The organism is uncultured Anaerococcus sp. (assembly GCF_963512375.1).
Lineage (GTDB): Bacteria > Bacillota > Clostridia > Tissierellales > Peptoniphilaceae > Anaerococcus.
The window spans coordinates 23,150-35,751 of the sequence record NZ_CAUPMI010000006.1; the positions used below are offsets into that span (position 1 = coordinate 23,150).

Consider the following 12,602-nt stretch of genomic DNA (forward strand, 5'->3'; position numbering starts at 1 on the left):
TATATTAAATAGCAATTATTAATTTAATTATTTAAAAATCAATTTCCTTCGACTCGCAAGTATAAGTAATCTCAATAGAATAAAACTAAATATAACTTCAGTTTGTAAAAATATACTTAAAATATCATCTGCATTTGAGCGTGGAGTCATCAACAAGCTACCCAAAACAATTAAAATAATTGATCTCTTAAAGTAATTTGAGTTTTCAAAATTACGGCATTTCTTTAATATGACTCCATAGATAAAACTAAAAAGTATAATGCCCAAATAACCAAAATCATGATAGGCTTCTGCGATGTAAGTAGTACCAAGTCCTCTTCCTCTTAAATAACCGAATGGAAGAACAATATAAGAAATAATATGAGCAAATGAATTTCCATTTATTGCTCTCTCAACACTATTTCCGCTAATAAACTTTCCTCCCATAACTAGTACTGATATAGGATTAAATCTTATCTTTTCATAAATATCTCCAAAAGAATATATTTTCTCAGGAATTTTATAATTATATATTTTACCATATCCTATAACGCTTGAACTAACACCTTGTTTGACAAAAATATCTATTAATGTTGATGATGACTCCTGTTCAAAAAGTGTATTATTAAATCTAATATTACCAACTAAATCTAATAAATACAATAGGATAGGTACTAAAATAATAATAAAAATTATATTTCTTTCGTTTATCCAATTGTCCCTAACACTTGAATTCTTACTTCTAAAAATATAGTAAATAAATATTAATGATACATTCACTACAAAGGTAGACCTATTTCCAGTAAATAATGATACTGCTGAATATATAAAAAATAATATAATTGGTAATCTCGACTTATTTTTACTAGGCAATGTAGATAAATATATAAAAAAATATATCCTACAACCATATGCAAAAAGTGTAATAATATATGGTAGGTTCACTATATTTTCCAAATATAAACCCGTATACCCAATTTCTCTAACTTTAATAACCCTTAGAAACTCAATAGTAATATAAGGTATATAAGAAAGATAAAATAATATTAAACTAGATGACTGCACCAGCAATTCCTTTTCTTTGTTTACTTCATTATTTTTATAATCGGCACCAAATCGGGCGAAAAAATATCCAAAAAATATACTTATTAGTGCAATTAAAATAGATAAATATATATGATTTTGTGTATTTTCGTCAAATAAAACTACCCCTTCTGTGTAATCTAAATATTCATAAGCAAAATATGAGCCCATTAAAAAAATAAAAAAACACATTAGAAACATTAAAATAGAAATGTTATTTTTATAATTAGGAATGCATATCATTATAAATGAGACATAAGTAATTATTGACAATGCAAATATAGTATTAACATCTTTAAACAAAGATATAATCAAAAAAAAGCTAATAATCAATAAAGTAAATGATATGTAAGCTATTTTCAATCTCTTATTAGTAATTTTATTATTTATCATTTTAACCCCTCAAGATGCTTAATAAATTTATGGTAATTTAACTCATAGTTAAAATATTCTTCCCATTTTTTTCTTGAATTATTAGAATATTCTATAAAATCTTCATTACTCATATTTTTAAATATTAAAATAGATCTAGCCAAATCCTCAGGCGTTAAATTCTTTGGAAGTAATATTCCATTATATCCATTAACTACTGCTTCAGATGTACCACCCACATCTGTTGCAATAACTGGAGCTCCAACTGATTCTACTTCCATAATTGACACAGGTAATCCCTCTGATTCACTAACATTAATAAATATTGAAAATGGAATGTTACTTATCAAATCCAAATAAACTCGATTATCAACAAAGCCTCTAAATTCAAATTTAATATTTCGATTGCAAGAATTCAAGATGTTTTTAACTTCATTTAAATAATCATCATCTCCATCACCAAAATGAATCCAAGTTATATCTTCTCGCTCTATACATTTTAATGCTTCTGCAATAATGGTTAATCTTTTGATTCTTGCAATCCTAGAACAGGTAATAATTACAAAATTATTATTTGTTATATTTGTATTTATTCCAACATCTCTTGTTCCTAACCTATAAATAAAAACATTTTTTTGATTAAAATCATATTTATTTTCTAGATATTTCTTGCCATCTTCCGAAATACAATATATTTCATCAATATTTTTATATAAATCAGACCTATAAGGTAGATATTCTTCTTTATTTCTAAATTCAAATATATCCTGTGCATGACTTCTTGATACTAATTTTGAATTTGGATAATCTTTCTTTAGTTTATAAGAAGCAAACGTAGCTGGACCAATTCTATATGTGTAAAATACAATAGATTCACTTTTATCTAGATTAAAATCATTAAGTCTTTTCTTAATGTTATCATAAACCAGATAACTTTTAGATGAAAATAGTAAATATCTCATTAATGAACTTAATGACATTTTTTTACTCTTAATCAAGTAAAGAAATTCTCGAAAGCTTTCTATATTAAAAACCCCTTTAAGCAAATACTTAATTCTATTTAAATTCGAATTGTAATGTATGTCTAATTTACCTACATCAATATAATCTGGTATAGTTAAATGATTATTACTGTATACATGCCCTTTCACTGTAAATAAAATAACTTTATCGAAATCATCATAGAATTTTACTTCTTCATTTAAATATATCTCATCTTGCATAAATTCAGAGATTAGTATTAAATTCATGTTTAAATTCTCCATTAAAATATATTTTAATTAATAAAATGATTTTATAATTAAAGCTTGTTAATAATCTTCTCATAGTCATACCATCTTCCAATCTGTTCTGGCATTTGTGTAATATCAGGATCTGATGAACAGTTTCCTTCAATTATTGATACCTCTCCATTAGCTAAAATTGCGATATCCCAGCCAACATATCTAACTTCTTTAGACACTTTGCTTGCTCTAGTTACAGTATCTATAACCTTATCCCAATTTGGAACAACATATCCTACTAATTTTTTATTAGATAAAGGGTGGTATTCATACTTATTATTACTCTTATCAATTGCAGGGCTTACAACTTCTCCAGTTTTAACATCTAGTTTCATTGCCAATCCATGTTGATGAAAGTTGTCTGTTGATTTATCTCCGTTTCCCATCCTAAGCACAGCATCCATAATATGCACCTCAGATTCATCTCTTATTGTTACCACCCTAATTGTATTAACAGATGTAGGATTAAATTCTGCTAAACTTGCATCCTGGTTAATGGCTTCTTCTAATAAAAATGATTTTCCCTTTATTGTATGATAAAAATCTTCTACGTCTTTAATCTCTTTTGAATTATATTTAACTATTCCATTTCCTCCACTTCCAATGTTTTGCTTTACGAAAAATGTATCATGATTAGAAATAAAATCCAAAATTGATTTGTAATCTGCCTTATCAACATCAATCCAATCCCTATTTAAAAACTCATCAAATTTTGCATTGAACTTTAATTTGTCATCAAATAATTCGATTTTTGTAGATCCATTACATTCTAATAGAATTTTTTTCCATTTTCTTCCAACAATAAAAGTTTTTCTTTCAGCATAACTTATCTTGTAAAAGTTATACTGAAAATAATCATTTATACCAGCACCTAAGACTAGTACACTAATCCAAAAATCAATAAATATTTTAGCACTTTGAAACTTACTTGTTTTTCCAATAAACATCTCTTTCAATAAAAAATATTTTTGAATATGATTTTTAATATATGCTTTTATCCCTTTTTCGTCATTATATCCTGTTAATCGTATTTTTTCTTGACTATCCAATTTAATCTCCAATATTATATATATAAAACTTTTCCGAAATTAGAAGAATTATCATAAATATATTTCGCTAGCAATACATCAACATATGACATCCCAACAGAATTAAAATATATAAATTTATCGCTACTGCTGCGACCCTCTTTCTTTCCTAATAATATTTCGAATAATTCAGCATAAATATCTTCATCTTTTAAAAGACCATCTTGATACATTTTACTAATAGTTTGACTACCTCTATGTTTTACAGCATCCCATTCATCGCAAACAATTTTATCTGCTTTAAATGCAACTTCATACTCATCTTCAAGTCCTCCAACATGAACATAAAAATTTGCCTTGTCTATCCATTTTGCTTTTAGTACAGTATCTTGACCTGATATTGCTGTAACAATAATATCTGATCCTCTTATAGCTTTTTCATAGTCATTATTACATATAACGAAATCTACATCTTCATATTTTTCTTTTAGTGAATCTACAAATTTAATACAAGATTTATTTGTTCTAGATGATACTCTACATTCCCTGAGTTCAGGGTATAACAATTTAAAAATCTCAAAATGCATCTTCGCCTCTTCACCTGATCCAATAAATCCAATGATTTCATTTTCTTTTTTTGCTAAATATTTAGAAGCTAATCCAGCGACACCTGCAGTTCTAAATTTGGTCAACCATGTACTTGCTACTAGAGCATATGGTTTCCCAGTTTCTATCTCTGATATTAAAGTTAATCCATTAACATTTTTTATATTTTGCTTATAATTTGTTGGAAATACAGAAACCCATTTCATACCGCTAACATTTTCATCAACTAGGGTTGATGGCATACAATTTATCCTATTTTGTGTTGTTGAATCAAATATCTGAGATATTTTATCTGGTAATATGACCTTACCTCTTCCTCGTTCAATAAAAGATTTTTTTATAATATCTATACCATCAATCCAACTATCTTCCATTATTTTTATAACTTCATCTTCTGATATAACTTTCAAATTTGTCATAGTAATACCCCTATAAACTAATTATCTATCGTAAGTACAAAATATCTAGCATATTTTTACCTTGCTCATCTAGCACTTTAATTGACTTGTCAACATATTTAATATTTTCTATTAATTCATCTTTGTTATTCGCAATTAAATGTATATATCCAAACACTTGATGAGTAGTTCCAGTTTCTAATATTATGTCATTTACAATGTGAGATTGGATAAATGCATAAACAAACTTTTCTCTTAGTAGAGCGTCTAATCCTTCAATTGATTTAATTTTACCTGGCCTTAGTTGCATAGGTAAAATACAATATACATTTCCTAATCTTTTTTCTAATTCCTTGGTATTTTTAAAGTCTTTATATAATGATTTACCAGTGGCTAAATAATATACTAACTGATGCATTTGATTAATTCCAAAATAGTACTCAACAGGATAATATGTTAAAGAACCACCATACCTATACCCTATTTCATTTAAGTAGAATAGGTCATCATCGTAAAAGACCTCTATCCAAATTGGTCCATACTTAATTCCAACCCCTTCTAGCATTTCAATTATCTTATCATTTATACTATCCTTAAATTTATTAGTTAAGTCAGATGGTATAAATTGAATAGACATAACAGGAGCTGCATCATTTTTTATTTTCTTGGATTCTTTGTCAGTTAGACCACAGAATATAACATCTCCATCCTGAGCTGTATAATGAGCAATCAAGCTTTTTTCAAAATTCATTTTCTTTTCAACTAAGACTTCTCCACATTTACTAGCGTTTTTAGCTTTTTTAAATGCTTCTATGAATTCATCTGATTTTTCACATATACTTATTCCTGTTGATCCATTATTATCAACAGGCTTTGTTACAACAGGAAATTTTAAATTTATAATCTGTTCTTCGTCTATAGGTTCTATTATATTAAATACTGGAGTAACAGGTACCCCAAACTTTCTGCATATTTCTTTAAAAATCCCTTTATTTGTGGCCATTGACCATAAATCCTCATCACAATAAGCTGGTAAGCCAAATTCATTTGCGAGCTTGATAGAAATTGGTATATTTACTTCACTTGCACCTGGATATATACCGTCGATTTTTTCTTTTATAATTATATCTCTTATCGAATCTATATCTGTAGTATCCAGTAGGTAATCTTTATCAGCGATTTGTTTAACTATACACTCTTCTTTGCTCCTTTTGTCAATAGCAACAATGACTGCACCTTGACTTTTAGCATATGTAGCTGCTTCATAAAAATAAGTTGAAGCACCTAAAAATAGTATTCTCTTTCCTTCTAATAATTTCATGATTATATTCCTTAAATTATTTTGTATTAATATTTTTTTGTAAGATTACTGATTTTACAGTTTGAATAATTATTTTAATATCGAGTATTAGACTTAAATTATCTACATAAAATACATCTTTTAACAGCTTTTCATCTTGATTAATTGAGTTTCTAAAATACGCTTGGCTATAGCCTGTTACACCAGGCCTAATACTAAGTCTTTTCTTTTCAATTTTAGTCATATTTTCATAAACTTTGCTTGGGTTATTTGGTCTGGGTCCTATCCAACTCATATCGCCTTTTAAAATATTAAATATCTGAGGCAACTCATCTACAGATGTTTTCCTCATTATTCTACCTATTTTTGTAACTCGTGGATCATTTGAGCTACTAAAAGTTGAGTTATCCTCATTTCTTATATCAGGTGCATTCATTTTCATTGAACGAAGTTTGTACATACCAAATATAGAACCATTTATACCTCTTCTTTTTGCGATATAAAATATGTCACCTTGATCTTCTATATATATCAAAATACCAAATATAAAGCATATAATAAGAACAAAAGGTAACGCAAGTATTGCAAATATTAAATCTATAAGTCTTTTTATATATTTTCTATAAATCATATTTATATTAATTTTGTACCTTAATTTCTATTTTTTCTAAAGCTGTTTCACAGGCATCTATCGCTTGTTCTACTGAATCATGTTGCGATATAGCGTAACATACTCTATCATTAGAACTTTTAATATTAGTCGAATTTTCACCTACACCATGAATAATCTTAATAACTTTTATGCCTTGAATTTTTGATGCTTCACTTATTCCTGTTATTTCTATTATTCTTCCAAGGTCACATTTCTTATACCTGATAGCTGATGCCAAGTTGAGTTTTTCTTCGATATTCACATCTTCACCAATTGCAATTTTAATAGACGCTTCAACCATATTAATTCCTGTGGAGTATGGGACTAAATGAGTTGTAATATTATCTCCTCCCAATCTAGCACCAATTTCAACTATCTTTGGGCCATCTTTTGTTATTTTGATTTCAGTATGTGAAGGTCCATCTGTGATACCAATCGCTCTGTTAGCATCAATAGCAACTTTCTTAATTTCTTCAACTATTGAATGTTCTAATTTTGATGGCTGACTATGACCCATCTCTACAAAGTATGGTGCTCCTGTGGTTATCTTGTCTGTAACTTGAATAACATTGCAAATGCCATCTTTAGAAATTGTTTCTACGCTGACCTCTGGTCCTTCCATATATTCTTCAACTACTAAACTACCAGAATTTGTATTCTTTATACAATAATCATATATTCTTCTTAAATTTTCTGAATCATAATTATCGACTAATCTTATACCTCTGCTTCCTGAATTGTCAGCAGGCTTTACTATACATTTGTAGTTATTTTCTTTAATTTTATTAATGGCTTTAATATAACAATCATAATTAGATACTGATAAATACAAAGGTATGGGAACATTATTCTTTTTTAAAACATCTCTCATTTTAGACTTATTAGTAGCATTTATTGCTGTACTTTCATTTATTCCTATTAAGTTAAGTTCTTTTGCAACTTTAGCTACAGTAGTCATAGGTCTATCACTAGCAATAGTAATAATCCCGTCTATTTTATTTTTCTTAGCTTCTTCTAATACTTTTTCTGTGTCAGTAGTGCTCACCACAATTTTCTTATCTGCATATGAAAAACCTTCTGCATTAGGATTCATGTCAACTGCTATAACATATAGTCCCATTTTTTTCGCTTCCAAGATAGCAGGTATTTGTAAAACACTAGCTCCTAAAATCATTAATTTTTTCATAGTACCTTCTCGCTCTATATATATTCTTTTACAATCTCACAATATTTTTCAATAACATAATCAACTTCTTCATCTGTAAGCTTGGTATGAAGAGGAAGTGTTATTTCATTTTCATATCGCTTATAGGCATTTGGGTAATCTTTTATATCAAAACCTAAATTTTTATAAGCTGTTAATAGAGGAAGTGGTTTGTAATGTACGTTACAAGCTATACCTGCTTTTGCCATTTCTTCTATTATTGAGTTTCTATCTTCTAAGCTTATTCCAGGTACTCTTGTTATATAAAGATGTCCTGATGATGAATGAATATCATTATAATGGTCTAAGACTTCTATGCCTAGTGGCTTAAATGCGTCATCATATTTTTTAATAATTTCCCTACGTCTTTTTAGAAGCTCTGGGTATCTTTTTACTTGAGCTAGACCAATTCCGGCTAGGACATCTGTCATGTTGCATTTATACCATGGACCAACTACATCATATTCCCATGATCCTAGTTTAGTTTTGCTTAAGGCATCTTTTGATTGACCATGTAAGGATAGAAGTTGATATTGTTTATAAAGTTTCTCGTTATCAATTCCTTCTCTATCTTTCCATGTAGAGTATCCGCCTTCAGCTGTAGTGAAGTTCTTAACAGCATGGAATGAGAAGTTTGAAAAATCTGCTACTGATCCTGTCTTCTTGCCCTTATATTCAGCTCCTAGAGAGTGGGCAGTATCAGCAACTACAATTATCCTTCCAAAATTTTCTTGGATTTCATTATTTGAATGAAATAGATTTTTCTTTCTTTCTACTATTTCAAAGATTTTGTCATAGTCACATGGTATACCTGCAAGATCAACAGGAATTATTACTTTTGTCTTTTCTGTAATGGATTCTTCTAGCTTTTCATAATCCATCTCTAGACTATCTTCCTGAGTATCTACCATCACTATTTTAGCGCCTACATGATCTATTACTGATGCTGATGCTGTGTAAGTATAAACACTTGTTATAACCTCATCTCCAGGTCCAATACCTAGGACTCTTAGGGTCATTTCAGCTGCTGCTGTTTGAGAATTTAGACATACACCTATGTTAGTATCAGTAAATTGATTTAATTCTTTTTCTAGTTTCTTTGTTTTTGGTCCTGTTGTTATCCATCCAGATTTGAGTGCATCAACTACCTCATCTATCTCTGCTTGTGATATGTCTGGTGGCGAAAATGGTATTTGCATCTTAACTCCTTTGTTTTCCTATAAAAGTAGTAATAAGTTTATTAATTATCTCTACTATATCATCATTATCTAAGTGTTCTTCATTGATTACTGACTCTAGGTCTTTGAAGAAGTCTTCTCTTGAGAAATCTAGTGGCTTTCCTACTGATATTCCTTCGTGGACTGTTTCTGATAGGTTTTCCTCATCCATTAGCTTTTCTTCGTAGAGCTTTTCTCCTGGTCTAAGACCTGTGTAGACTATCTTCATATTTATATCTGGTTCATAACCTGATAGCTTGATTAGCTGTCTAGCTAGATCATCAATCCTTACAGGGTCTCCCATATCTAGAACGAATATTTCGCCGCCCTCTGCAATAGAGCCTGCTTGGAGAACTAGTTTTACAGCTTCCTTAATCGTCATAAAATATCTTATAATATCAGGATGGGTGACTGTTACTGGTCCACCTTCCGCTATCTGTTTTTTGAACAATGGTATTACTGAACCATTAGATCCCAGGACATTTCCAAAACGTACTGCTACAAACTCTGTCCTTTGAGATTTACCTGCTAATTCTCTAGCTGGATCGACTTTGAAGGTGTGGTCACCATCTCTTGCTACTATCTTGCTTAGCATATTGTAGTTCTGGTTTTCTCTCACATCATTTAAACCTTGGATTATCTTCTCACAGACTCTCTTTGTAGCTCCCATTATAGATGTTGGGTTTACAGCCTTGTCTGTGGATATAAGGACAAAACGCTTTGCATTATATATAAGTGATAAGAGTCCTACTATATAAGTACCTCTAACATTGTTTTTGATAGCCTCCATAGGGCTTACTTCCATAAGTGGTACATGCTTGTGAGCTGCAGCATGGAATACTATGCTAGGCTTATATGTTTCAAATACTTGTTTGACCCTGTTGTAGTCTCTTACAGAACCTATTAATGTTAATAAATTGAGGTCTTTGTGAGTTCTTTTTAATTCTTGCTCTATATCGTAGGCATTGTTTTCGTAGATATCAAATATTATGAGAAGCTTAGGACCATATTGGGCAATCTGCCTACATAGTTCAGAACCAATCGAGCCTCCGCCTCCTGTCACTAGGACCACCTGGTCATTGAGGTATTCATAGGTTTCGTTAGAAAATATTTTGACTGGTTCACGACCTAGAAGGTCTTCTATCTCTACATCCTTCATCTTTGATACTGATATCTTACCAGACACTAATTGATAAAGTCCTGGCAAGACCTTTACCTCTGCATTTGTATCGCTACATATGCTAAGAATTTCTTTCTTATCTCTTTCTGCAGCTGATGGTAAGGCTACTAGGATTAGGTCTACTAACTCCTTATCTACCAATTCTTTTATCTTATCTCTACCGCCATATATGATGGTATTATCTATATAGCGTCCCTTCTTGCTTGGGTCATCGTCTATAAATCCTACTACTTTAATACTTGTATTTTCTTGGACATTGGATTTATTAATATCTTCCTTTATGGTTTGTCCAGCAGAGCCTGCTCCTATAATTATAGCCTTCTTATATGAAGGATCTCTCCTAAGTACATTATACCTAGCTTGTATGAGTAACTTTTTGGCAAACCTTAAAGCTACTGTGCCAGTATATTGAATAATGAATCCAAATATAAAATATGATGCTGGCATTCTCTCAAATAATAATGTTATACCTATGATATGAGTCACTAGTGATAAAATACAGGCCAAAGTTATCTGAATAAGTTCATTATATGAAGCATATTGCAAAATCATCTTATAAAGTCTAAATAATGAATAAATAATAATTGTAATAGCTGTATTTATAAAAGCATATTTAGTAAATGCTGAGAAATACTCTATAGGTATGGCAGAAAACTCTAAATCAAACCTAAAATACAAGGCAAAAAAGTATGAAAGATTGATTATTATAATGTCAAAAAATAATAATATTAGAAATTTCCTAAATATTCCTTTTTCACTTTTCAAATTATTCTCCTTTCTTATTAATTCTTTCTTTAAAAGAAAGTTTGAGAGATTTAACCTCATCTATATTTGATAAAGATATAGATAATAAATATACTATTCCAGATAATGATACTGAAATTAGTAATGAAAGAATTAACCCTACTTTTATTTTCAAATAATCATGCACTATTAAGGCAATAATTGACATAATAAACGAACATATAGATATTATTGCTACTGATTTTAAATTGCCCTTAAAATTAAAGCTTCCAAACTTATTCTTAAAAGCTATAATCATCAATAATGTACCTATTGCTGTCGATACAGATGTAGCTAGAGCAATTCCATTTATTCCTATAAAATTAACTAAAATAAAGTTTAAGATTATGTTTATCCCTTGTTGGCTAAAAATGATGATTACTGGTGTTTTAGCATCTCCAACAGAATAAAATGCATTTCCTAAGATTTTTATAAATGAAGTAAAAATTATAAATGGACCGTAGGATACTAAAAGACTTGCTACAATCGATGTGTCTGAAGAAGTAAATGCATTTCTTTCAAAAGCAAGCTTAATGATAGGACTTGATAAAGCCATCATTCCTAATGTAGCTGGTATTACTAAAAGCATAGTCATTATTATGGCTGATGATATAGAGCTTTTCATTTCTTCTATTTCTCCTGCTTGACCAAGTCTAGCTATCTCTGGAAATGACACTGTAGCAACGGTAACCGTAACTACTCCCATAATGAAGTTAAGCATTGTCTTTGCATAATATATTTTCGATACGGATGAAACACCAAAAAAAGCTGAAGCCATTGAGTTATCAACCAATATAGATAATTGATCAGCTGCAGATGAAAATATAATAGGTAGCATCATGGTCATAAGATATTTAATATATATATCTTTTAAATTGAATATTCTTTTATATTTAAAACCTAATTTCTTACTTGCATAAGGAAATCTTATAAATTGTATAATATTGGCAAATAGAGCTCCAATTATTAAAATATATGGATTATTAAATTTATTAGTTAATATAGTAAATATAATAATTACTATATTCAGAATGATTCCAACTAAAGCAGGATCAACAAAATTACCTTTGATATTAAGATATCCTTTAGTTACCGAAGCATATAATAATGTAAAAGTAGTGAAAACAATTATTCTTGTAAAGTTTACACACAAATCTAATGATGTGCCAGATAAATCTGGCGAAAAAAGTTTAGACAGCGGTCTTGCAAATATGAAAACTATAAGTAGGGTAAGACATCCATAAAACATTAATATATTTATTAAGTTTGATGTGAAATCCTTCGCAGCTTCATCACTTATATCATTTCTAACCTTATTATAAGTTGGGATATAAGCTGTTATGATACCAGCTGTAATTATGGCGATCATCATATTGGGAATTGTCATTGATGTAGTGTAAATAGACTTAAGTTCACCAGCTCCTATATAAGCAGCCATGACCGACTCTCTCACAAAGCCAAATATTTTTGATACAATTGTTAAAATCATTATGAGTATTGTAGTCTGACCCATATCT

At 29.5% G+C, this 12,602-nt stretch carries 10 protein-coding genes; all 10 read right to left on the reverse strand.

The features are described from left to right. Nucleotides 1-27: 27 nt before the first annotated feature. From RRB46_RS03885 to murJ, 10 genes are read right to left on the reverse strand one after another with little or no spacing between them, the layout of a single operon-like run. Nucleotides 28-1,455, reverse strand: coding sequence for an O-antigen polysaccharide polymerase Wzy family protein (locus RRB46_RS03885; protein ID WP_311537563.1), 1,428 nt, complete (start codon nucleotides 1,453-1,455; stop codon nucleotides 28-30). Next, the gene (locus RRB46_RS03890; RefSeq protein WP_311537564.1) at nucleotides 1,452-2,684 is read right to left on the reverse strand and encodes a glycosyltransferase; all 1,233 of its coding nucleotides are present in this window, start codon (nucleotides 2,682-2,684) and stop codon (nucleotides 1,452-1,454) included. Before RRB46_RS03890 ends, RRB46_RS03885 begins: the two co-directional genes overlap by 4 nt. Nucleotides 2,685-2,734: 50 nt before the next feature. Continuing rightward, a complete protein-coding gene (locus tag RRB46_RS03895) occupies nucleotides 2,735-3,766 on the reverse strand; it encodes a sugar-transfer associated ATP-grasp domain-containing protein (RefSeq protein ID WP_311537565.1) in 1,032 nt (343 codons plus the stop codon). Between the two features lie 14 nt (nucleotides 3,767-3,780). Then, nucleotides 3,781-4,770: an ornithine cyclodeaminase family protein gene (locus tag RRB46_RS03900; protein ID WP_311537566.1), complete on the reverse strand. Its 990-nt coding sequence runs from the start codon at nucleotides 4,768-4,770 to the stop codon at nucleotides 3,781-3,783. A gap of 25 nt (nucleotides 4,771-4,795) precedes the next feature. Further along, nucleotides 4,796-6,070 carry an ATP-grasp domain-containing protein gene (locus RRB46_RS03905; protein ID WP_311537567.1) on the reverse strand — a complete coding sequence of 425 codons (1,275 nt, stop codon included), beginning with the start codon at nucleotides 6,068-6,070 and terminating at the stop codon, nucleotides 4,796-4,798. A 16-nt stretch (nucleotides 6,071-6,086) separates the two neighbouring features. Continuing rightward, nucleotides 6,087-6,680, reverse strand: a complete 594-nt coding sequence (locus RRB46_RS03910; protein ID WP_311537568.1) for a sugar transferase — start codon at nucleotides 6,678-6,680, stop codon at nucleotides 6,087-6,089. Between the two features lie 7 nt (nucleotides 6,681-6,687). Then, nucleotides 6,688-7,887, reverse strand: coding sequence for an ATP-grasp domain-containing protein (locus RRB46_RS03915; protein ID WP_311537569.1), 1,200 nt, complete (start codon nucleotides 7,885-7,887; stop codon nucleotides 6,688-6,690). Between the two features lie 14 nt (nucleotides 7,888-7,901). Then, nucleotides 7,902-9,104, reverse strand: a complete 1,203-nt coding sequence (locus tag RRB46_RS03920; protein WP_311537570.1) for a DegT/DnrJ/EryC1/StrS family aminotransferase — start codon at nucleotides 9,102-9,104, stop codon at nucleotides 7,902-7,904. A 1-nt stretch (nucleotide 9,105) separates the two neighbouring features. Next, nucleotides 9,106-11,067: a nucleoside-diphosphate sugar epimerase/dehydratase gene (locus RRB46_RS03925; protein ID WP_311537571.1), complete on the reverse strand. Its 1,962-nt coding sequence runs from the start codon at nucleotides 11,065-11,067 to the stop codon at nucleotides 9,106-9,108. A 1-nt stretch (nucleotide 11,068) separates the two neighbouring features. After that, a complete protein-coding gene (gene murJ / locus RRB46_RS03930) occupies nucleotides 11,069-12,598 on the reverse strand; it encodes a murein biosynthesis integral membrane protein MurJ (RefSeq protein ID WP_311537572.1) in 1,530 nt (509 codons plus the stop codon). Nucleotides 12,599-12,602: the final 4 nt, after the last annotated feature.